Source organism: Caballeronia sp. LZ028 (assembly GCF_031451415.1).
In the GTDB taxonomy this organism is placed as follows: Bacteria; Pseudomonadota; Gammaproteobacteria; order Burkholderiales; family Burkholderiaceae; genus Caballeronia; species Caballeronia zhejiangensis.
This window is the reverse complement of sequence record NZ_JARUXN010000001.1, coordinates 2,506,552-2,528,772: the sequence shown is the minus strand read 5'-3', so window position 1 is coordinate 2,528,772 and position 22,221 is coordinate 2,506,552. Positions and strand designations below refer to the sequence as shown.

The 22,221-nt window shown below is 57.4% G+C and carries 20 protein-coding genes; 16 read left to right on the top strand and 4 right to left on the bottom strand.

The genetic code is table 11. From position 1 onward, the window contains the following. Nucleotides 1-10: 10 nt before the first annotated feature. Complete coding sequence (locus QCE58_RS11985) at nucleotides 11-946, bottom strand: LysR substrate-binding domain-containing protein (protein WP_250521315.1); 936 nt, start codon at nucleotides 944-946, stop codon at nucleotides 11-13. A 133-nt stretch (nucleotides 947-1,079) separates the two neighbouring features. Between QCE58_RS11985 and QCE58_RS11980 the strand changes: the two genes are divergently transcribed. The 5 genes from QCE58_RS11980 to QCE58_RS11960 all read left to right on the top strand — a co-directional run bounded on the left by QCE58_RS11980 (nucleotide 1,080) and on the right by QCE58_RS11960 (nucleotide 5,187). Then, nucleotides 1,080-1,739 (top strand): RraA family protein, encoded by a 660-nt coding sequence (locus QCE58_RS11980; RefSeq protein WP_250521314.1) that lies wholly within the window; start codon nucleotides 1,080-1,082, stop codon nucleotides 1,737-1,739. A 21-nt stretch (nucleotides 1,740-1,760) separates the two neighbouring features. Then, the gene (locus tag QCE58_RS11975) at nucleotides 1,761-2,441 is read left to right on the top strand and encodes an RraA family protein (RefSeq protein ID WP_250521313.1); all 681 of its coding nucleotides are present in this window, start codon (nucleotides 1,761-1,763) and stop codon (nucleotides 2,439-2,441) included. After that, a complete protein-coding gene (locus QCE58_RS11970; RefSeq protein WP_250521312.1) occupies nucleotides 2,441-3,082 on the top strand; it encodes an RraA family protein in 642 nt (213 codons plus the stop codon). The genes QCE58_RS11975 and QCE58_RS11970 overlap by 1 nt, the downstream gene beginning before the upstream one ends. Further along, nucleotides 3,079-4,296 (top strand): pyridoxal phosphate-dependent aminotransferase, encoded by a 1,218-nt coding sequence (locus QCE58_RS11965; protein WP_250521311.1) that lies wholly within the window; start codon nucleotides 3,079-3,081, stop codon nucleotides 4,294-4,296. Before QCE58_RS11970 ends, QCE58_RS11965 begins: the two co-directional genes overlap by 4 nt. A gap of 75 nt (nucleotides 4,297-4,371) precedes the next feature. Further along, nucleotides 4,372-5,187 (top strand): alpha/beta fold hydrolase, encoded by an 816-nt coding sequence (locus QCE58_RS11960; protein WP_250521310.1) that lies wholly within the window; start codon nucleotides 4,372-4,374, stop codon nucleotides 5,185-5,187. 61 nt (nucleotides 5,188-5,248) lie between these two features. Here QCE58_RS11960 and QCE58_RS11955 read toward each other — a convergent pair whose 3' ends face one another. After that, nucleotides 5,249-5,566, bottom strand: a complete 318-nt coding sequence (locus QCE58_RS11955; RefSeq protein WP_250521309.1) for a hypothetical protein — start codon at nucleotides 5,564-5,566, stop codon at nucleotides 5,249-5,251. Nucleotides 5,567-6,051: 485 nt separating this feature from the next. Here QCE58_RS11955 and QCE58_RS11950 point away from each other — a divergent pair, with 485 nt between their 5' ends. From QCE58_RS11950 to QCE58_RS11920, 7 genes are all read left to right on the top strand, one after another. Continuing rightward, on the top strand, nucleotides 6,052-7,260 hold the full coding sequence (locus QCE58_RS11950) for a CaiB/BaiF CoA-transferase family protein (protein WP_250521308.1): 1,209 nt from the start codon (nucleotides 6,052-6,054) through the stop codon (nucleotides 7,258-7,260). A gap of 62 nt (nucleotides 7,261-7,322) precedes the next feature. After that, nucleotides 7,323-8,150 carry a GntR family transcriptional regulator gene (locus QCE58_RS11945; protein ID WP_250521307.1) on the top strand — a complete coding sequence of 276 codons (828 nt, stop codon included), beginning with the start codon at nucleotides 7,323-7,325 and terminating at the stop codon, nucleotides 8,148-8,150. Between the two features lie 34 nt (nucleotides 8,151-8,184). Continuing rightward, a complete protein-coding gene (locus QCE58_RS11940; protein WP_250521306.1) occupies nucleotides 8,185-8,967 on the top strand; it encodes an enoyl-CoA hydratase/isomerase family protein in 783 nt (260 codons plus the stop codon). 3 nt (nucleotides 8,968-8,970) lie between these two features. Further along, nucleotides 8,971-10,218: a CoA transferase gene (locus tag QCE58_RS11935; protein ID WP_250521305.1), complete on the top strand. Its 1,248-nt coding sequence runs from the start codon at nucleotides 8,971-8,973 to the stop codon at nucleotides 10,216-10,218. Nucleotides 10,219-10,273: 55 nt separating this feature from the next. Beyond that, nucleotides 10,274-11,599: an MFS transporter gene (locus QCE58_RS11930; RefSeq protein WP_250521304.1), complete on the top strand. Its 1,326-nt coding sequence runs from the start codon at nucleotides 10,274-10,276 to the stop codon at nucleotides 11,597-11,599. 31 nt (nucleotides 11,600-11,630) lie between these two features. After that, nucleotides 11,631-12,491 carry a MaoC family dehydratase N-terminal domain-containing protein gene (locus QCE58_RS11925; protein ID WP_250521303.1) on the top strand — a complete coding sequence of 287 codons (861 nt, stop codon included), beginning with the start codon at nucleotides 11,631-11,633 and terminating at the stop codon, nucleotides 12,489-12,491. Nucleotides 12,492-12,515: 24 nt separating this feature from the next. Further along, nucleotides 12,516-13,337 carry a CoA ester lyase gene (locus QCE58_RS11920; RefSeq protein WP_250521302.1) on the top strand — a complete coding sequence of 274 codons (822 nt, stop codon included), beginning with the start codon at nucleotides 12,516-12,518 and terminating at the stop codon, nucleotides 13,335-13,337. A gap of 431 nt (nucleotides 13,338-13,768) precedes the next feature. On the opposite strand, the gene QCE58_RS11915 is transcribed toward QCE58_RS11920, so the two are convergent. Beyond that, nucleotides 13,769-15,646, bottom strand: a complete 1,878-nt coding sequence (locus tag QCE58_RS11915) for a sigma 54-interacting transcriptional regulator (protein ID WP_250521301.1) — start codon at nucleotides 15,644-15,646, stop codon at nucleotides 13,769-13,771. 210 nt (nucleotides 15,647-15,856) lie between these two features. Between QCE58_RS11915 and QCE58_RS11910 the strand changes: the two genes are divergently transcribed. The 4 genes from QCE58_RS11910 (at nucleotide 15,857) to pdxA (ending at nucleotide 20,802) form a co-directional block, all read left to right on the top strand. Further along, the gene (locus QCE58_RS11910; protein ID WP_250521300.1) at nucleotides 15,857-16,957 is read left to right on the top strand and encodes an Ldh family oxidoreductase; all 1,101 of its coding nucleotides are present in this window, start codon (nucleotides 15,857-15,859) and stop codon (nucleotides 16,955-16,957) included. Nucleotides 16,958-17,092: 135 nt separating this feature from the next. Continuing rightward, nucleotides 17,093-18,421: a C4-dicarboxylate transporter DctA gene (dctA, locus tag QCE58_RS11905; protein WP_250521299.1), complete on the top strand. Its 1,329-nt coding sequence runs from the start codon at nucleotides 17,093-17,095 to the stop codon at nucleotides 18,419-18,421. Nucleotides 18,422-18,512: 91 nt separating this feature from the next. Further along, a complete protein-coding gene (locus tag QCE58_RS11900; RefSeq protein WP_250521298.1) occupies nucleotides 18,513-19,775 on the top strand; it encodes a four-carbon acid sugar kinase family protein in 1,263 nt (420 codons plus the stop codon). A gap of 25 nt (nucleotides 19,776-19,800) precedes the next feature. After that, nucleotides 19,801-20,802 (top strand): 4-hydroxythreonine-4-phosphate dehydrogenase PdxA, encoded by a 1,002-nt coding sequence (gene pdxA / locus QCE58_RS11895; RefSeq protein ID WP_250521297.1) that lies wholly within the window; start codon nucleotides 19,801-19,803, stop codon nucleotides 20,800-20,802. A gap of 383 nt (nucleotides 20,803-21,185) precedes the next feature. Here the strand turns inward: pdxA and QCE58_RS11890 are convergent, their stop codons facing one another. Continuing rightward, nucleotides 21,186-22,166 carry a D-2-hydroxyacid dehydrogenase gene (locus tag QCE58_RS11890; RefSeq protein WP_250521296.1) on the bottom strand — a complete coding sequence of 327 codons (981 nt, stop codon included), beginning with the start codon at nucleotides 22,164-22,166 and terminating at the stop codon, nucleotides 21,186-21,188. Nucleotides 22,167-22,221 lie beyond the last annotated feature (55 nt).

Sequence of the window (22,221 nt, the reverse complement as noted above, 5' to 3'; positions counted from 1 at the left end):
CGCTCGGTGCTTACCGATTGAGCGAATTAGGGCTAATGGCCGAGCGACCGCCGGCACGTTGTGCCCAAGAAACAACCGCGTCAACCATGGGATGGTGACGCCCAGGGTTCCAAGCGAGAGCGGCCGTGACTACTATAACTCGCTCCTTCAAAGGCCTGATGACAACGTTTTCAGACGCAAGCTTCTGCATCGATGCGGGAACGAGCGCGAGACCTTGACCGCATCCGACGAAGGCAATTTGTGACATCACCGACCGCACCTCATGCAGCACTCGAGGAGCAAAGCCGTGTGACTGACAGACTGCCGTCAGAAAATCGAAGTACGCGGGACTGACCTGCCGCGACGACATTATCAAGGGCTGGTCGGCGAGTGACCGCAGACGAACTCTAGGCACATCCGCGAGCGGGTGGTCGCGCGGGATGGCAACGGCGAGTCGGTCCTCCGCCAGCGGCAAAGTCGAGATTCCGTGGCCGACCTTGCCGTCGAGCCTCACGAACGCGACATCAAGCTCACCAGATTCGAGTGCAGGTATCGCTTCCACGCTATCAATCTCTCGAATGAACACTGTGAGGTCCGGATGGTCCCGCTTCAGTGCTGCTAGGACTGCAGGAACCGTCTCCAGCATTGCAGACGTAATTGCGCCGACCTGCAGCACGCCGGTTTGACCTGCCGCGACCTCGCGCACTACGCGTTCGAGGCGCTCGACTTGGTCTGCGAACTGCCGCACCGCAGGCAGTATGGCCGCCCCGGCGGCGCTCAACTGAGTACCGCGTCTTGAGCGGTCAAACAACGTCAGTTTCAGCGATTGCTCAAGAACCTTTATCTGTTCTGTAAGCGGCGGCTGCGACATGTTCAATCGCTGCGCAGCCCGTCCAAAGTGCTTTTCTTCGGCTACCGCCAGGAACATCCAGAGCTGACGAATAAGCCGGAAATCGATAGTGGTCATTTCCGTGTCCTCAGACTGCAAGCATTTCGAATGCGTTGATTGCTAAATCGTATCAGACAGATACCGTATTGCGAATTTACAAATCAAGTGCATCGTCCGACCATTGCGTCATCACGCAAACGGAGCTTTATCGATGACTCACGCGTCAACTCTTGAGCGACTCGCCTCGCTCGACACGAACACAGTCTCTGATGCACTCGATTTTCTGGGACTGGCAGGCGCCACATTCGGTCTTCGCCCTCTTTGGGACTGCCCGAAGATTGTCGGCCGTGCGAGCACTATCCAGCTCGCTCCCAAGACGGATGCCGCACCGACGGTCCATCTCATCACCCCGGTTGTTGAGGCAATCACGAGCGACGACCGTGTTCTGGTCATCAGTGGTGGGCTCGAGGGCATCTCGTGTTGGGGTGACATCCTGGCAAACGCTGCTGTCGCCAAAGGGGTCCGCGGCTCGATTATCGACGGAGTAAGCCGAGACATCGAAGGCAGCGAAGCTGTCGGTTACCCGGTTTTCGGTCGTGGCGTAACGATGATTAGCGCGCGCAATCGCGTCATTCAGGTCGACTCTGGCAAGCCTGTTCAGATTGCAGGAGTCGCCGTTCATGAAGACGACTTCGTGATTGCTGACCGCTGCGGCACCGTGTTCGTGCCGGCTGCGCGAATCGATGAAGTTCTCGACCTTGGTGAGCGCATCGTGCGCCGTCAAGATGGAATGGTCGCCGCCGTTCGGGCGGGACGCTCTGTCGCCGATGTCATGCACGACAAAGAATTCGAGGCCATCCGGGCTCAGTAATTTTCCTCTCTGGAGTTCCCTATGATGAATCCCAAAAAGGCAAGCGCGGAAGACCGCGAGCTTGTCGAGCTCTTCGCGGGCCTCGATACCCCCGGCGTGTCAGATGCGTTGGACAAGCTGGGCATCCACGGACAGGCGCTTGGTATCGCACCGCTTGCCGATTACACCGAGGTCGTTGTCGGACCGGCATTCACAGTCAAATACGTTCCCGCAAGCGTGCCGCCTGGCACCGTCGGTGACTTCATAGACGAAATCGCGCAGGGCGATGTTGTTGTCATCGACAACGATGGAAGGACGGACTGCACGATATGGGGCGACATCATGACCCAATATGCAGGGATGCGAGATATTGCCGGCACGGTCATTGACGGAGTCTGCCGTGATGTGAACAAGGCCTTGGGAGACGGCTACCCGCTGTTCACTGCTGGTCGCTTCATGCGAACCGGGAAAGACCGCGTTCAGGTGGAGTCGGTGAATTCCACGGTCGGAATCGGAACCGTACGTGTCGCCTCGCGAGACATCGTCGTCGCAGACGCAAATGGCGTGGTCATCGTTCCCCGAGCGCGTGCTCGGGACGTCGCCGCCACGGCGCGTGAGATTGAGGAAAACGAGTCTCGCATCCGAGAACAGCTCGCACAAGGAAAAACGCTTGGCGAGGCGCGCGCTGCTCTGGGCTACCACACACTGCAAAGGAAGGATTGATGGCTACGACGACGTACGACGAGCGCATCCGCGAGCAAGCACGCGCCTTGGGAACCTCGACGCTCTATGAAGCCTCAGGCATCTCAACCGCTGCAGTTGACTCCAATATCCGAACCGTGTGGCCGGGCGCGTCCATCGCTGGCCCCGCTTTTCCTCTCGAGTGCTCTCCGGGCGACAACCTCTCCATACATATCGCCATGGAACGCGTACCTCGAGGTAGCGTGCTGGTAGTGTCAACGGGAGGCTTCATCGCTGGATACTGGGGCGAGGTCCTAACCGTTGCAGCTGAGGCCGCCGGAGTCGTCGGCCTGGTCATCGATGGTGGCGTTCGCGACATTGCGGCCTTGGTCGCAAGGTGCTTTCCGGTTTTCTCGCGAGCCGTCTCGATGCGAGGGACGATTAAGGCAAGCTCGCCGTCGGTTGGCCGGCGAATAAGCTTTGCTGGCACACTTGTCGAAGCCGGCGACCTCGTCGTTGCTGACGACGACGGAGTTCTCATTCTCCCGGCTGAACACGCTCTGCGCACCATCGATGATGGGCAAGCACGAGCGGACAAAGAGGCCAGGATGATGAACGAGCTTCGCGAGGGGCGCAGCACGCTTGAACTCATGGGTCTGACGAGCTGGCGGGAGGCGCGATGAGCACGGTATCTGCCCAGTTGAACCGTTTCCTTGCAGATGCGCGCCCGTCGGCGACCTACAAGGTGATAGACCGCGTGGCAGCGCGCCGAGCCAGCGGCGCCTCCATCATCTCGCTTAGCGCGGGAGAGCCCGACTTCGATACGCCCGAGCACGTGCGCGATGCTGGCATTGCTGCCATCAAGTCCGGTCAGACTCGTTATACTCAGGTCGCCGGCCTCCGGGCATTGCGCGAAGCGATTGCGCAGAAGTTCGAGCGCGAGAACGACCTCACTGTGGGATGGCAAGACACCCTGGTATGCACCGGTGGGAAGCAAGTTATCTTTAACGCGCTTGCTGCCACACTCAACGAGGGTGACGAAGTTGTCATTCCCGCCCCGTACTGGGTTAGCTACCCAGAAATCGTTCAACTATGCGGCGCTACTTCGGTCATCGTGCCGTGCACTGCCGACACGGGTTTCAAGCTGACGCCGGACGCGCTGCAATCGGCTATCACGTCCAAGACGCGCTGGTTGATTCTGAACTCGCCGTCCAATCCGACCGGCGCCGTTTATAGTCGTTCAGAGCTGCAAGCGCTCGCCGACGTCCTACTCGCGCATCCACATGTCTTAGTCCTGTCGGACGACATCTACGAGCACTTGATTTTCGACGGCCTGCAGTTCACAACGATAGCGCAGGTCGAGCCGCGATTGCGTGAGCGCGTGCTCACGATGAACGGCGTGTCTAAAGCATATGCGATGACCGGATGGCGCATCGGATACGGCACGGGTCCGCGCTGGCTTATTGATGCCATGGAAAAGTTGCAAGGGCAGCAGACCTCTGGCGCATCGAGCATCTCGCAGCATGCAGCGCTTGCCGCCCTGAACGGTCCTCAAGACTTCATCCATCATTCACGGTCTGTTTTCCAGCGACGCCGCGACCGGGTGGTCGAACAAATCAACCAAGCACCCGGGTTGCATTGCCTTGTGTCGCAAGGCGCGTTCTATGCGTTCGCATCGTGCGAAGGTTTGATTGGGAAGACGACAAGGGCCGGTACGCATCTGGACAGCGATGAGGCGGTGGTCAACGCTTTGCTTGATGAGGCTGGTGTTGCAACAGTCCATGGCAGCGCTTTCGGCCTCGGGCCGTACATTCGGATTGCTTACGCGCTCGACGACAAGTCCTTGGCACGAGCGGGCGACGCCATTCGAGGTTTCTGCGAGACCCTTGAGCGCTGAGCCGGTACACAACCGCATCATAGGCAGGTATTAACAAGAAAGGTCTTTCGAGGCCTGTCGTACATTCGCGAAGCCATGAAATCTGAATTCCAGCGGTCGTCGATTCCTTTATCGGTATCGGGGACATCAGTGACCGTGTCGGCGTTGTACCGACACGGCCCGAAAGCGCCCGTCCTGTTCTTGCATGGGTTCGGCTCCACGAAAGAGGACTACGCCGACATCGTCCGACACCGAGAATTCGAGGGACGCGCCTTCGCGGCATACGACGCGCCGGGGTGCGGAGAGACCGACTGCGCCGAACTCGGTAAAGTATGCATTCCCTTCCTCGTCGAAACGGCCCGTGAGGTCGCAGACCATTTCGGCTTCGAGCGCTTCCACCTGGTAGGGCATTCTATGGGTGGCCTGACAGCGCTAATGCTAGGGTCGCGGCTCCCGGAGCGCGTCCTATCTTTCTCCGATATCGAGGGGAACATCGCGCCCGAGGACTGCTTTCTCAGCAGGCAGATTGACCAGTATCCCGCCGACAGTGTGGAGCGGTTCTTCGACGATTTCATCGAACGTGCGCTTCACGCCCCAGCATATGCAAGTGCTCTCTATTCCTCCAGTCTGCGCCACAAGGTACGCGCCGACGCGGTTCCAGGCATCTTCAAATCAATGGTCAGCCTATCGGACGATGGAGATTTGATGCGGAGGTTTCTCGGACTTCCGTTCCCGCGCATGTTCATGTACGGCGAGCAGAACTCAAACCTGTCTTATCTGAGCCATATCGAGCGCGGGGGTGTCGAATTGGCCGAGATTTCGAACTGCGGACACTTCCCGATGTATTCGAATCCCGTGGTGATGTGGACGGCCATCGCTGATTTCATCGAAAGAACAGAATCCACCTACTGAACGGAGGAGAGGCATTCCATTGGGGTACCGCTTTCTTAAAGCGACGGGCCCCTAAGGACTGTCAAGCCGGTGCGAACGGTGCCTGCGACGACCGCATGTACCGGTCAGCTTCTTGACACGCAAGTTCGGCAACAAATCGAATGGCATCGGATGCGCGATTTTCGAGATAGCTGACGACGAGTCCTTGCAGCGGCAAGGCATGGTTGCCGGCGATGACCCGCAACTCGCCGTTCTCGACCTCGTGACGCACCGGGGGAGGGGCATCAGGGCATTCCCGAAGCCACAGCGGACGAGCCGTACGATTGCCGCAATCCGAGCTGACGCATTGCACCTTTCCAGGCAGCATATCGGCGCGGCGATATACGTGGCGTACTTGCACAAGCTCGCCTAATAACAGTTTTCGCAGTATCACCCTCCGACCTTCTCAGCTGCATCTACGACCATGGACCGCACAGAGGTTGCGGTCTTGGGGTATGGTCGTGAATTGAGAGGGCGGTCTTCAGCACAGCCGTCGTAAAGAAAACCTTTGAACATGGTATCGGGAAAGCGGCCCAGCCAGTCCGGCTCCCCTGTAATGGGGCTATCTTGGCCTCTCTCGGGAGGTGTTGTCTATTCCTTCCCCGGCCCATCGTCTATCGCTCCCAGACGGCTCAGGCACTGCATCAAGCTATCGCTAATGTCCCGGCGAGTCGTACTGTCTGCCAAATTGCAGCCGGGAGTAGCGTACCAGAGCTAGGAAGCTCCCGCTCCTTTGTGGCGCTGCTACTTCGACTATTCCAATGCTCACCTGCGGGTTTACTCCAGCTACCCACCACATTCCGCTTGTGAGAATGTACGTACATTCGAACAGGCGGACAGGCGGACATGGAAAATTCTTCGGCAAAACCCTCACGAGCGCTCGAAGGCGTGCGCGTTCTCGACATCTCGAACTTTCTCGCTGCGCCGATGTGCGGCATGTTCCTCGCCGACCACGGCGCGGACGTCATCAAGGTGGAGCGTCCGCAGGTGGGTGACGAAATTCGCCGTTGGGGCGAAACGAAGGACGGTGTGGGGCTGTTCTACAAAGTCCTGAACCGAGGAAAGCGTTCAGTGACGCTCGACCTGAAGACGGAAATCGGTGTGGAAGCGGTCAAGCAGCTCGTCAAAGACGTCGACATCGTCATCGAGAACTACCGCACGGGTACGCTGGAGAAGTGGGGCCTCGGCTACGACACGCTGAAAGAAATCAATCCTGGGCTCATCATGGTGCGAATCACGGGCTTCGGTCAGACCGGTCCCTATAGGTTCCGGCCGGGCTTCGGTACGCTGGCCGAGGCCTACGCTGGTTACGCTTTTATCAGCGGCAACCCTGACCAACCGCCGCTGCTTCCGGGCTTCGCGCTTGGTGATGCGAGCACCGGCATGATGGCCGCCTTTCTTGCGATGGTCGCGCTTAATGAGAAGCGCCGGACCGGACGCGGACAGGTTGTCGACCTCGCCATCTATGAGACGCTGCTGACACTCCTCGGACCGCATGTCGTCAATTACGACCAGCTCGGCCAGATTCAGCAACGCAATGGCAGTCGTCTGCCGTTCACCGCGCCGCGAAACACCTACCAGACCGAGGACGGCAAGTGGCTCGCCATTGCCGGTAGTTCGCAGGCGGCGTTCGAGCGCATCTGCGACATGATTGGCCGGCCCGACTTGGTCGAAGACCCCCGTTTTGCTACCAACCGTGCACGTCTGGACAACGACAAGGCGCTCGACGAGCAAATTCAGCAAGCGATTGGATGCATGGACTTGGAAACGGTCATGCACCGGTCCGAAGAGCTCGGTGCGACGGCGGCGCCTGTCAATGACGTCTCGATGATTTTTGAAGACGCACAAATCAAGGCCCGGGAAAATATTTGCCATGTGCCCGACAGCGAACTCGGTGCGCCCATCGGCATGCAAAACGTTGTTGGGCGACTGACTGAGACCCCAGGCCGCATCGACTCAGCAGGGCCGGCGCTCGGCGCCCACAACCGCGAGATTCTCATCGACCGTCTCGGTTACACCGAAGCGCAGTTGCAGCAGTACGGAATCACGGTCTGAGGAGCGCGCCATGAGTCACAAATCTTTGCAAAACCGGGGTTCCCGACAGGAGGCCGCTAAAAATGGGCGACAATACGCACATTCGAAGCATGCTATTGACACGGGACCTCATGGCAACCACTACCGACGCAGCGCCGGAACGCCTCGCGCGCAGCGCAGGGCAACAGCCGCTGTACTCGACGCTCGCGGAAATGCTTTCGCGCGAAATCCACGAGGGCAAGTATCCGCCCGCAAGCACATTGCCCTCGGAGAAGGAACTGACCGAGCGGTACGGCGTGAGCCGGCAAACCGTGCGCTTTGCGCTGCGGATGCTCCGGGACCGCGGCCTGATTTCCTCGCACCCGGGCATCGGGACAATCGTGCGCGAGCCAGCGCAGGAACAGGGTCGGTTCAAGGCTCTGAACTCGGCCGAGGCGCTCCTGCAGTTCGTCGAGAACACGGAGATGCACGCGCATTCGATTCGGGAAGTCATTGTGGACGCCCAGCTGGGCGCGCTCATCGAGTGCAAGGAAGGTTTGCTGCTGTCGGAAGCAACCTTTGTCCGCAAGACGCCGGGCGACGACTTGCCGATGAGCTTCGTGAAGGTGTACGTTGCGCCTCGATTCGCAGCGGCGCAAAAGAAGCCGGCTGTGTCGAGCTCGCCGGTGTATCAGAACATCGAGAAGATGTTCAACGTGCGCGTGCGAGAGATTCGGCAGGACGTGACGGCCGCGATTCTGGACGAGGAACTCGCCTCCATCCTGCAGACCGCGCCTGGAGAGGCCGCGTTGCAGATGACGCGTTTCTATTACGACGCGAATCAGCAACTATTGCAGGTCACCGTGAGCTACTACCCACGCAGCCGCTATACGCAGTCTGCGCGGTTTCGGGTAGCGGACGACGAGACGTAAGCCGCGCTGTATTCAATCTCGGGGGGCGCGCCTGATGAACGCCTCTTCGAAAATCCGCATTCAGCGTAATGACCGTTACGCGGTTGTTACGCTCGACAATCCGCCGATGAACGTGGTGTCGGCGCCACTCACGCGCGAGCTTTACGCCGCGCTTCGCGAACTCGAGCGCGATGACGAAATGCGCGCCCTTGTGCTGACCGGTGCGGGAGAGCGCGCATTCTGCGCGGGCTCCGATATCGGCGAAATTCGCGACATGCTGACTCCGGGCGCCGTGCTCGAAAAGAAGCTTATCTTCCAGAATAAGGTGTTCGAACTGCTTCGCACGTTTCCGAAGCCGACCATCGCCGCGCTCAACGGCTACACCTACGGCGGCGGACTGGAAATCGCAGCGTGTTGCGATTTCATCATCGCTGAAGCGCAAGTACAACTGTGCCTGCCTGAAATCAAGCTCGGCCTTTTCCCGAGCAGCGGTGGAACGTATCGCGTTGCCCGGAAGATTGGCGAGGCCCGCACGAAACGCATGGTGTTGACCGGCGAACCCATCGACGCGCGCACTGCGCTCGACTGGGGGCTGGTGAGTGATGTCGTGGGCAGTGGCGAGGCGCGAAAAGAGGCAGAAGCACTCGCCGCAACGCTTGCGAAACGACCAGCGCAAGCCATGCGTTCAGCCAAGCGACTCATTAACGCGTGTTTCGACGCACCGGAGACGTCGCTTGTCTCGCAATCGCTGATGGAAAGTGACCACATCTTCTGTTCGGACGACGCGAAAGAAGGTGTCAGCGCATTCCTTAAGAAACGCACGCCCAACTTCCGGTAAGCCATGACCTATCCTTTTATCAACTCACTGCGGGTCATCGAGAGTTCAGCGTTCATCGCTGCTCCACTCGCTGGGCTCACGCTCGCGCAATTCGGTGCCGATGTGATTCGCATCGATATGATTGGCGGTGGCATCGACTATGGCCGCATGCCGCGCATGCCCCATCCGAGCGGCAGAGGGCGGAGCATCTACTGGACATCGCTCAACAAAGGTAAGCGCTCGGTGGCAGTCGACCTGCGCAAGCCGGAAGGGCGCGAACTGATTCAGGCGCTCGTTACCGCGCCTGGCGATGATGCCGGCGTGCTGCTCACCAACATGGGTACGCCGTGGTTGGCGCACGACGTGCTCGAAAAGCGGCGGCGCGATGTCATTTCGTGCACGATTCAGGGTAATGGCGATGGGAGTACGGCCGTTGATTACACGGTCAACTGTGCAACCGGCTACCCTGCGGTGACGGGCGGTGGTTCCGTGCAACGACCCGTCAATCACGTGCTGCCGGCTTGGGACATTGCGTGCGCGTATCAGGCTGCGTTCACGGTGCTTGCCGCCGTCAATCATAGGCGATTGACCAGAGCCGGAAGTGAATTGAAGCTTGCCTTATCGGACACCGCCTTCGGCGCGCTGTCGCATCTCGGCTTGCTGGCCGAGGCCGAATTGCTGCAAGAGGACCGGCCGTCGATTGGCAACCATCTCTACGGCGCATTCGGGCGCGATTTCGCGACGCAGGACGCTCAGCGAGTCATGGTCGTCGCAATTTCAGCGGGCCAATGGCAGGCACTGGTCCGTTGCTGCGGCATCGCGGAGGCGGTTGGAGCGCTCCAAACGCGGATAGGTCTCGACTTCACCGATGAAGCCCAGCGCTTCGAAGCGAGAGATGAAATCGCAGCCCTCATCGAACCGTGGTTCGCCGGCCGAAATTTCGAAGAAGCTAAAGCCACCCTCGAAGAAAACAAGGTTTGCTGGGGCCAGTACCAGACGGTGACAGAACTGCTTGCAAACGACCAGCGCGTCTCAGCGGCAAACCCGATTTTCGAACGCATGAAAACGCCAGGTATTGGCGAGCACATCAGCGCGGGAGCAACGGTGCGAGCCAGCGCGTTGTCGCGCAAACCGATGCAACCCGCGCCGTATCTTGGAACGCACACAGACGAGGTCCTGTACGAACTGTTAGGGCTGGATAGCGGAGCTATCGGAAAGCTGCACGATGCAGGTGTGGTGGCTGGCCCCGAGCGCGACCCTACAAATAACTGAAGCAATTTAACGATGACGGTGCCGCACGCGCGGCTAATCCGCAGGAGACGAGCAAATGGATGCAAATACCGGAATCTCAATACCGGACACGTTGAAGAAGCGCTGGATGATTATCATGCCGGCCGCCTTCATCATGTACATGATTTCCTTCTTCGACCGCGTCAACGTGGGAATGGCTTTGCCCCATATCACAAAGGAAATGGGTCTGACGTCGGTTCAGGCAGGATGGATTGGCGGAGCATTCGCTTGGGGTTACATCGTCACGCAATTGCTTGCGGGCATTCTCGCGCTTCGGCTCGGACCCAGAAAGTTGATTGGGATTTGCCTCGTCTTATTCGGCAGCATTGCCATGGTGACCGGCTTCGCCCGCACTTTTGAGGAACTCCTCGCGATTCGGTTCGTGCTTGGTCTCGCAGAAGGTCCAATCTACGCGGCCACGTCGATGCTGCTGGCGCAATGGTTTCTGAAGCCGGAGCGAGGTCGCGCTTTCGGCGTGTGGAATCTGAGCGTCGCGGCGGGCGGCTTTCTCGCAGGGCCGATATCTGCTGCAGTGCTCGCACATCACAACTGGCGCGTGATGATGGTCATCGAGGGCTTACCGGCTGTCCTCTTCTGCATCGTGTGGTTTTTCGCGATTCCTAGAAACCTCGAAGCAGCGCGTTGGCTATCTACGCCCGACCGTGAGAAAATCCAGAACTCTCTGGCTGAAGAGCAGGCCACGCACAAGGACAAGGACAAGGATGTGGACTCTTGGGCCACCATCTTCAAAGAACCTTCGGTATGGATGCTCCTCATCGGTTTCGCCTGCAGCCAGATTATTTTGTACGGCCTCACGCTATGGCTACCGACAATTTTCAAGTCTGATAGCCGCATCAGCGGAATGATGGTCGGCGTCTTGTCCGGCGCACCGTTCGTCATGTCGATGCTCGGCATCTACTACATCACCAATCGCTCGGACAAGCATGGGCAGGAGCGCCGCTGGCACGCGGCGGTGCCGATGATTATCTCGGGTCTGTGCCTGTGTGTTCTCGCGGGCGTCTCGGCGCAGCTTCTCTATCTCCAAATTGCCTTGATTCTTGCCGTCGGCTTCATGCTTAAAATGCCGACACCGCTCATCTCGTCTTATCTCACCGAGATTCTACCGCTGCGTAAGGCTGTGCCGGCGGTTGGCATCGTGATTGGAGGCGGGAGCTTTCTTGGACAGTTTCTGGGGCCGCTCATTGTGGGCTACACGAAATCATTGTCGCCTGGTTTCGGCCCTTCATTCGTGGCACTTGGTGTGGCCGGTGTTGTGGGTGGTGCGCTCTTGCTCGCAGCGCGTTCGGGAGCGAAGCAAAGAAAGGAAGCCATCGCGCGTGCTGAATTGGCGCGCGAGCAGTAAGGCCGTCGATACTCGATGAACGGGAAGGGAAATGGACGTTGACACCTTGTATGTCGGCTGGACCAGCCGCACTGAGATTCTGCATGAGCACGTCGACGCACGCCGGGTAGAAGCACTCGCGGCGACACTCGATGTTTCGATGGACGTCGCCGAAGGCAATCCCCTGCCACCTGGGTGGCAATGGCTTTTTTTCAACCCGGTCGCCCGCCGCAGCGAGCTCGGCATGGACGGACATCCGCGACGCGATACACCAGGCAGCTTCCTTCCGCCAGTTCCGCTGCCACGACGGATGTGGGCGGGCAGTCGGATTCAGTATCTACGGGGGGTGCCAATTGGCTCCGAGATGACGCGCACGAGCCGTATCGCCAAGCATGTCGAGAAGGAAGGTCGGGCGGGGAAGCTCTGCTTCGTCACCGTTGAACATCGAATTAGTGTAGACGGCGAAGGCTGCATTTTCGAAGAACAAGACATCGTTTATCGCGAGGCATCTTCGGCATCTCCGATGACACAGCCTGCGCCTGATGCTCCCAGCGAATTCAGGCAGACCTTCACTGCGGATAGCACCGTTCTATTTCGTTATTCCGCACTGACGTTCAACGGGCACCGCATCCACTACGACAAGTCATATGCCTGTGAAGTAGAGGGCTATCGAAATCTCGTCGTGCATGGTCCGTTGACCGCAACACTTTTGCAGAACTTCGCGAGTAGTTGCAGGCCTGGACATCGATTGAGCGGATTTGAGTTCAAGGGTGTCAGTCCGCTTCTTGTTGATGAAGGGTTCGAGCTCCAGGCATGGGCCGACGCGGATGATTCCAGCCTGTTAAGAATGCGGGTCATAGACGCCCGCGGTGCACTCGGCATGCTGGCGAGCGCTCAATTTCGAAACCGCTGAATAGAAATTAGATAGGGAAGCAAGATGCCTCAAACTCGCAACCAAACTCACCGTTCCTTTCTCTTTGTGCCGGGCAACAAGCCGGAACGCTTTGACAAAGCGCTTGCGAGCGGCGCTCACGCAGTCATCATCGATTTGGAAGACGCTGTTGCACCTGATGACAAGGTCGAGGCACGCCACATGATTGCGGACTACCTTAGTCCCGGCCGGGAGGTGTTCCTCCGCGTGAACGCACGGGGAACTCCGTGGTTCGAACAAGACGCGTTATTGTGCAAGTTGCCAGGGGTTCGTGGCGTTGTTCTTCCGAAAGCTGAAAGCGCGTCGGATGTAACGGACCTAGTCTCACTCGTCAAAGCCAAGATTCCCGTCTATCCACTTATCGAGAGCGCGCATGGCATGTGGGATTCTCTGCAAATCGCGAAAGCTCCATTCGTCAAGCAACTTATGTTCGGCACCCTCGATTTCATGGTCGACATGAACATGGAGCTCGAGAATGCCGAGCTGAATTCATACCGCGCACAATTGTCGACCGTGTCCCGTGTTGCAGGCATTCGTGCTCCGATTGACGGCGTCACGACTGACATCAATGACGTTGAAGGCCTCACGCGCGACACCCTGAACGGGAAGCGATGGGGCTTCGCTGGCAAGCTTTGCATTCATCCGAAGCAGGTCGGGACGGTGAATAGTTCGTATGCGCCTTCGGAATCCGACATCAACTGGGCAAAGCGCGTGCTCGAAGCTTTCCGTATCTCTGCCGGAGGTGCGGTTTCGGTCGACGGGAAGATGGTGGACAAGCCCGTCGTCTTGCGTGCGCAGAGCCTACTTGAGCTGGCCGACGCGAGGTAAAGCCCAAGCAAGAGCCTGTTGGAAGGCGAGGAGAGTCGTCGACCCGTTCACCGAACTCCGCCGAGCCCCTGTGGCTGTATGGACGGGTTGGAAGCATCGCAGAGTCGAGCAAGACGGAAAGAGCGCGGGATGCTGGTCGCAGCCTTCCGCGCAAAGTGGTACTACAAAGGTGGCTATCGGACGAGAAACCTGTAGGCCAGAGGTCCCGTTCATCGACATTCCACTTGCCAAGCTCCAGATATAAGCCTTGCTTTGATTCCCGGAACCACCGCCTCGAAGGCGCCAACCGTCCTTTTTCGCCGAAGACGCGGCCCCTAAAAAAGTCTTGATGACGGACTGCGTGTCATGCGTGAGGTGGCCGCAGCCTGACGCTGCGCTTAGCGCCGTCTATAGAAGACAAGTTTCGACCGTCACGCATGCAACTCACTTCTTCACTTGCCACTGTTTTCTCGGGCGTCTTGAAGTCCATATTGCTTAATCCAACGCCATAACGTAGAACGGTTCACGCCGAGCATCGACGCGGCTTCCGAATATTTGCCACGGCATGCCGTTAGCGCGTCTATAATCTCCGTGACTTTGTGCGACGACTCTTTCTCTGGCGCGCGAAGCTGCAGTATCTGGTCAACTTCTTGGGCGGATATTCGCTGACTCTTGCTCGTGATTACGAGTCGTGCCATGCAATGCTCTAATTCTCGGACATTGCCCGGCCAGGGATGAAGTTCCAGCCGTTTCAGCGCAGCCGGTTCCATGGAGAGTTGTTTGCCATTTTCTCTTCCATACTGGTTGAGGAAGGAATTTGCAAAGAGCCTCACGTCGCCGGCCCTATCCCGGAGCGGCGGCAATGTAAGCGTCAGCACATTGAGCCGGTAGAAAAGGTCTTCTCGGAAGCTCTTCTCGGCGACAAGAGTTTGGAGATTCTTATTCGTCGCCGCAATGATTCGGACGTTTACGGGAACATTGCGGTCAGAGCCTAATCTGCGAACGGTCCGCTCCTGAAGAAAGCGAAGGAGCCGTCCCTGATTGCCGTAGTCCATCTCTCCAATTTCGTCGAGGAAGATGGTCCCATTGTGCGCAACCTCGAAGAGGCCAGGCTTGCCGTCACGGCTTGCCCCTGTGAATGCGCCCGCAACGTATCCGAAGAGTTCACTTTCGAGAATCTGGCCGGGAAGCGAGGCGCAGTTGATTGCGACGAATGGACCATCGGCGACTTTTGAACAATTATGAATACTCTGCGCGAACACCTCTTTACCGGTGCCAGTTTCACCCAAAATTAGCACACTGTAGCTTGATGCCGCGTAGTCCTTCGCGACTTGCTCAATCGCGGCAATCGCCGCGCTCTTGCCGATGGCATGCTCAAACGTAAAGTTGGCAACGTGGCCTTTCGCGTACGTCCTTCTTCGAATCGACGCTTCCATCTTCTCAATGCGGTCAACTTCTTGGAATGTTGCGACAGCACCGATTACTTTCTTATTGGCGACTATTGGCGCTCTAACACATACAAGGCGTGCACCACCGACCTCAACTACGGCATCGGGCTCTTTCGACTCACTTCGCGTTGTGGACGGCAACTGTAAAGAGGGCCACACGTCGTTCACATTCGCGCCTAATGCTCTCGCACGAGGAATTCTAGTCAGCCTTTCAGCGGAGGGATTGAACGCTGTTATGTTGCCATCGTAGTCGGTTACGACGATGCCTTCATGGGCGTTATCGAAGACCGCAGAAAAAATCGTGCTGCGCTCCCTGGCAAGGTCCATGGCAGCCGCGATTTGATGAGCCTGTTGAGAAGCAAGATTGATTGCTTCCCGACCCATTGGAATCAAACCCGCGTTGATGCCATGTCGCGCTGCACATTTCACGCTGATGCCGCCGCCAATGATGGAGTGGTGCCCGTCTTTGCGCGCATTAAGAATCGCCGACTCGACGTCGTCGCTGTTCGTGATGAAATACTTCCGCAGTTCTACGCCGAGAAGATTGCCCACCCATTCCAGGTCGTACACCATCGTCGGAAAACAGACAACTCCAACTTTTGGTCCGTGAGGCTTCACGACCTCTATCGCGTATATGAGGTCGGAAATTGTTATCGGCACCTCGACAATCGGGGCGCGGAGCGGACTGCGCTTCAGTGAGCGCGCGGTCTCTGCTCGCGCGACTATCACTTCGGCGCCGTCAGCAACTAGCTCTGCGGCTATGCCGTCAGCATCGGTCACTAAGCCTACCCGGACTTTTATGTCGGCCGGGCCAGAGAGCGTTTCAATCGCCAGCAATCGCATCTCTTCGCTCGGAACGATAAAGCCAATCTTTACGGTCATGCACGCCTCGTTGACTTTGCAACGCCCCGGTCGAGGCGCCCATACGGAGAATGCAACGGAATGCGACGAAATGCAACGTCGTGCAACGTTTCGCGGCCTGTCCTTGCAACGTTTTGCTGTACGGGGCTTCTCTACGGCCCTCAAACGCCTGGCCTGGACCTTGCATTAGTTGGTGACGCGGCCATATACCGCTGGAAATCAGGAGACGACTTGAAACACTATTTCTTCAACACCACGGTCAATATTGAGTTTGCCACGCTTCGCGCCTGGGTCGCCGACATCTTCCGGGCAGTCGGAATGCGTGCGGACGACGCGGCGCTGGTGGCAGAGACGCTTGCAGTTGCGGACGCGCGCGGAGTGTTCTCCCACGGTTGCCTCAGAGTCCCTTTGTATGTGAAACGCATTGATGCGAAGAGCGTCGACCCCCTAGGCACGCCCGCCGTCGTCAGGGAGCGAGGCGCGATGGCGCTCGTGGACGGTCGCAACGCCGCCGGGCAAGTCGTTTCGTGTCTAGCTATGAACAAAGCCATCGAGTTGGCTAATACTCATGGCGTGTCCTTCGTCACGGCCAACAACAGCAATCACAACGGCGCTGTGGCCTACTACTCGATGATGGCCTCGTCGCGAGACATGGTCGGCTTCTGCAGCTCTATCGGTGGCGGCAACCTTATGCCAGCTCACGGAGGAGCTGAGCGGAAAATCGGGAATAATCCATTTAGCATCGCTTTCCCCGCATTGCGCCACGAAGCGCTCGTCCTCGATATGGCGCAGAGCGTTGTCGCCAAGGGCAAGATTATTATGGCGCAGAAGACAGGGTCGAAAATCCCGGAGCAGTGGGCGTTGGACGCGAATGGTTCGCCAACGACGGACCCAAGTGCAGCGATAGACGGCTTCCTGCGCACAATGGGCGATTACAAAGGCTCCGGCTTGTCCATTGCCATCGGGATGCTCTCCTCGATGATTTCAGGAGCCGCCATCGGGCCGACGCTCAAGGACGTTTACGAAGACCTTGAGCCGCTTAACATAGGACACTCGTTCTGTGCAATCCGACTGGATTTCCTTACTGAAGTCGACGAATTCAAAAGCAATATGGATACGCAAATCGACTTCATCAAACAGGGCAAGCGGGCGCCTGATGTCGAGGAAGTCTTCGTACCTGGTGAGATTGAAGCAAGAACTTTCGCGCGCCAAATGAAAGACGGCATCAGTATGCCTGCGGAAGTCATCAACACGCTCATTGATTTGAGCCGCCGTTTCGAAATTGAAGTCCCGGCGGCGCAGCGAGACGAAAGTCCACATTTGGTCTCGTAACCAGAGCCTCAGAGCGGCAGACACCCCCGACGTTCTATCCAGAAGAGTCGTTCAGTACCAACTCTTAGGTTGGACCGGGGAAGTCGTGCATTGACCAAATAAAGATTCGACTGTAAGTCGGAGAAGGAGACAATCGTGGACTTCGGAACCAGTGCGCCTTCGAGCGCGGATGTTGAAATTGCGGGCAAAAAAGCTAAGCGGCGCCCGCTTTATAAGAGCTTGGGATTCCAGCTTATGTTGGCCATTCTCTTGGGTGTCACGCTCGGCCATTTCTATCCATCGTTCGCTCAGGAGATGAAGCCGTTGGGGTACGGCTTCATCAAACTCGTGAAGATGCTTATTGCCCCAATTATCTTTTGCCTAGTGGTGCATGGCATCGCAAGTGTTGGAAGTGTAAAACAAGTGGGCCGGATTGGCCTCAAATCTCTAATCTATTTCGAGATTCTGACGACGGTCGCTCTGGTACTCGGAGTAGTTGGAATGGACATCTTTCGTCCGGGCGTCGGAATGAACGTAGACGTAACGACGATTGACAGTTCGTCTCTGAGCAGCATATCCGGTAGCGTAAAAAAGATGGGAGGAGTGACGGACTACTTCCTCCATATCATCCCTGACACCTTTGTCGGCGCCTTCTCGGAGGGGCAGATTCTGCAGGTTCTGTTCATGGCGATTTTGTTTGCGTTCGCTCTTAACGCGTTAGGTGAACGTGGAAAACCGCTTGTTCAGGTTATCGACCTCGCGGCGCAGTGTTTCTTCGGCGCCATCAACTATGTGATGAAGGTAGCTCCTATCGGCGCCTTCGGAGCCATGGCGTTTACCGTCGGTCGCTATGGTATCGGGTCTTTGGGTTCGCTCGCCTATTTGGTCGCCGTCTACTATATCGTTGCGGTGTTCTTCTTAGTCGCTTGCTTGGGCACCGTCTCATGGATTGCCGGGTTCAACCTGTTTTCGTTCATGCGCTACCTCAAGGACGAAATTCTCCTCGTATTCGGAACTTCTTCCTCTGAGGCGGCCCTGCCTAGATTGATGGCAAAGCTTGAAAGCTTGGGGGTTCCGAAGAGCGTTGTTGGGTTGGTGGTGCCGACAGGTTACACATTCAATCAAGATGGAACATGTATCAACCTCACGGTTTTGGCGATGTTCGTCGCGCAAGCAACGAACACTCACCTGAGCCTTGGGGCCACATTGGGGCTGCTTGCCGTATTACTGCTTACATCGAAGGGTGCGGCAGCTGTAACGGGTGGCTCTCTGGTCGTTCTTACGGCAACGCTGGCGAGTACTCACATCATCCCTGTCGCCGGCGTCGCAATCATTCTCGGCATATATCAGTTCATCTCAATCGGCGGCGCCATTGTCAACATGCTCGGGAACGGCGTCGCGGCGGTTGTAGTCGCTCGCTGGGAAGGCGCGATTGATATGAAGCAGTTCCGAGTTCGCCTTCGCGAATCAAGGAACAGCCAGTAACGCGGGCAAAGACCATCTCAAGACCGCATGCCTGTGATGGTCGCTTCCGCAACGGCATCGCCGAACTGAACCACGAACACTTCAAGGAAAGATGAGAACCCTGATATTAGCCGACGACCTGACAGGGGCGGCCGACTGTGCGACAGCCTTTGCCCGTTGCGGGTACTCGGCTCTCTTGGCGGTTGAATCGCGGATGCCACGATGCGGCGAGTTGGCCGATGTAGTGGCCGTGGATACAAACACAAGGCATCTCTGCAGCGATGATGCAGCCGAGCTCACCTTGAGAACCTATAACTCGTTGAGGCTGCCAGACCAACGCTTATACAAGAAGGTTGATTCGACGATGAGGGGAAACTGGGCGCAGGAGGTGGGCGCTCTTCGAGCTGTCGCCGGATTTCCCGTTGTAGCGCCCGCTTTTCCCGCGATGGGCCGAACTGTACGCGATGGAAACGTCTACGTTTACGGCGAGAAACTTGAGGAGACGGAAACTTGGCTGCTCGAGTGTAGGGGCCGGGCATCAAATCTTGCCGACCAGCTTCGCGCCGCGGGGATGAGAGCGGCAGTCGTCGATGTGAGCGCCCTGGCAGCTCGCGATGACAGCCTATCCTTCTACATAAAGGATGCCATCGATGAAGGATTCCAAGCGTTAGTGATTGACACAAGAACTGACGATGGGCTTCGAAGTCTTGCGTGTCAGACAATGGAAAGGGACGTGCCGTTCTTTTGGGTGGGCTCGGGCGGTCTCGCACGCGAGTTGGCGACGGCAGAAAGGCCTAGCGCATCAAGACCGGTTGAGTTCAGAGCTCGAGCGTCAAGGCGCGGACCCGTCTTGGTCGTAGTCGGCAGTATTTCCGCAGTCAGTGACCGCCAATGCGCGAAGTTGCTCAAGGGCAGTCATATGAGGGTGCTGGAAATACGACCCGAGTTGCTCACCGAAGGGCCAACTCATCCCGACTGGAACCAGCATAGAGACTTTGGGGCGGAAACCATGCAAGCTGGCTGCGACCTTCTCGTGACTATCGCGCGAGGCTCCGAAGTCAATTCAGTGAGTTCTAAGCTCTCCCAACAGCTTGCCCGCCTCGTCGAACCTGCGCTGCGGCTATCCGGTGGTGTGATAGCCACGGGTGGAGACACTGCGAGGGCCGTTGCAGTGGTAGCCGGTCTCCACACCCTGCAAGTCATCGGTGAAGTTGAGACTGGCATCAACGTGCTTCTAGCGCGCACAGACGAGCAGGAATCGACACTTCGCCTCATAACGAAGGCGGGCGCATTTGGAACCGACTCAGCCTTGCTTGACGCTTGGACATATTTGAGAGCCAACGCGAATCTTGAATGTGTCAGCGGTAACTGCTAACAGCTACTTTTGTTGGAGATTTTTGATGAAAGAACAACTTCCTATCATTGGTATCACAATGGGCGACGCTGCAGGCGTTGGCGCTGAAATTGTTGTCAAATCGCTTATTGACCGAAGCGTATCGGCGATATGTCGTCCTCTCGTCATTGGCGACGCCGCGCGGCTCGAACGGGCTGCTGCAATCTGTGGAGCAGACGTAACGATTGCGAGGATAGCAGACCCAAGCGAGGCGGAATATCGACTCGGAAAAATCGACTGTATCGACCTTGGTCTAATCCCCGCAGACCTGCCCTTTGGTCGACTCTCCGCGGTGGCGGGTGACGCTGCATATCAATTCATCAAGCGCGCCGTTGACCTCGCGAAAAGCGGTGCGATTGACGCGATATGCACCGCGCCGCTGAACAAGGAGGCGCTGCACGCGGGCGGTCACCGCTATCCAGGCCATACGGAGCTGCTTGCCGAACTGACAGGAGTGAGCGAAGTTTCGATGATGCTCGTTGCGCCACAGTTGCGCGTCATCCATGTAACGACGCACATCGGCATCCTAGACGCAGTCAGAAAAATCGAACCGGGCCTGGTCTCTAGAACAATTGAACGCGGTAATGCAACTTTAAAAAAAGCTGGCATTCAAAGCCCGCGTATTGGCGTATGCGGAATCAATCCTCACGCAGGCGAGAACGGATTGTTTGGCTATCGTGAAGAGGAAGAGAAAATCATTCCGGCAGTCCAGCAGCAGCGAGAACTTGGGGTCGACGTCACCGGGCCTCTCCCAGCGGACACTCTATTTTTCCGGGCCGGTAGAGGCGATTTTGACCTAGTTGTGGCGATGTATCACGACCAAGGCCACGGGCCTGTGAAAGTGTTAGGGTTGGAAGCTGGTGTGAATGTGACCGTGGGTTTGGACGTTATTCGCACATCGGTCGACCACGGTACTGCGTTCGACATCGCTGGCAAAGGAATCGCTGACGAAGGAAGCATGCTCGAGGCGCTAAGACAAGGCGCGGAACTCGCTGCCCATCGAGTTTGAGCGCACGATGCGAGAGGCGCCGGGTCACCCCGGTGCCATACGAGAGAGCATCTTCATGCGCGGTTTGTGGCAGCAAGGCTTTTAAGCCCGGCACGAGTCATGTGCTGTCCACTGCTTATTTTCACTGAAAGGCGTTCTCCAAAGTTGGTTCGCCCGACGGTATGGGCACGACCGAGTGCAGGCATCGTGCAAATGCACGGTTCTGGAGACGCCTTCAACGAAACTATTCAGGCAAACGCACAGTCCCCGACGCCGCAAGCAATTCGCCACAAACGGTTCGCACAATTTGGAAGTAAGTTGGTACGGAGGAGGCTGGTGAAAATAGCGATAGTTGTCGTCGCGGTCATGGTCGGCATGCTCTTGCCACTGCCGCCACGTATTCGTCAGTCAGGTTTATTTACCACGTTTCTGGGTGCGCCTTGAACATAGGCGTTGACGTTATCCATGAGCTGGTCAGCGAGCGACTGAATTGCTTCTTTGCTTGCCCACGCGATGTGGGGAGTCAGAATGAATCCCGGGTGACTGAGAATGTCGTTCAGCGGGTTTTCGTTCGACAGCGGTTCCTCGGTAACAACATCGAATCCCGCACCGGAAATTTGTCCGCGTTTTATGGCGCGCACTAGCGCTGACTCGTCAACGAGACCGCCCCGGGCAGTGTTGATAAGAAGCGGTCGGCGCTTCATTTGCTCAAATTCGGTATCGCCAATCAGGCTGCGAGTCTCGTCAATCAGAGGGCAGTGCAGGGTGATGATGTCGGACTCGGCAAGGACTTGCTCGAAAGGGGTATAGAGCGCACCCATGTCGTTACGCCCCTTATATGCTGAGAATAACACTTTCATTCCAAGCGACCTGCCGATTTCAGCCGTGGCTTTCCCCAAGGCACCGTCACCGATAATGCCCAGTGTCGACCCCGCCAAATCGCTGATAGGGAAATCGAAGAAGCAGAATTGACCCGACTCCCCCCACCGTCCGGCCTGTACCGCCGAACGGTACGGCGCGAGACTTCTACGGAGAGCGAAAATCAGAGCGAACGTGTGCTCTGGCACCGTGTTCACGGCGTAGTTCCTGATGTTGCACACAGTAATGCCACGCTCGTTGCACGCCGACAAGTCGATGTTGTCCGAGCCCGTTGCTGCTACCGCGATGAGCTTTAATTTCTGTGCCTGCGCGACGACCTCGCGACCGAGTTTCACTTTGTTCGTGATGACAATGTCTGCATCACTGATACGCTCGGCAACTTCGCCTTGGTTCGTCGCCTCATGCAACTCAAGCGTGTGAGGAAACAAAAGTTCCTTCAGCCTTGTAGTAGGAGGGATTGTTGCCTTGTCCAAGAAAACAACCCGTAAATTCGAAGCCGATGACATTGGAGATTTCCTCAAAAGGTGAGTTCGTTGGAAGGGTGTTCCCCACTGCGTCCGT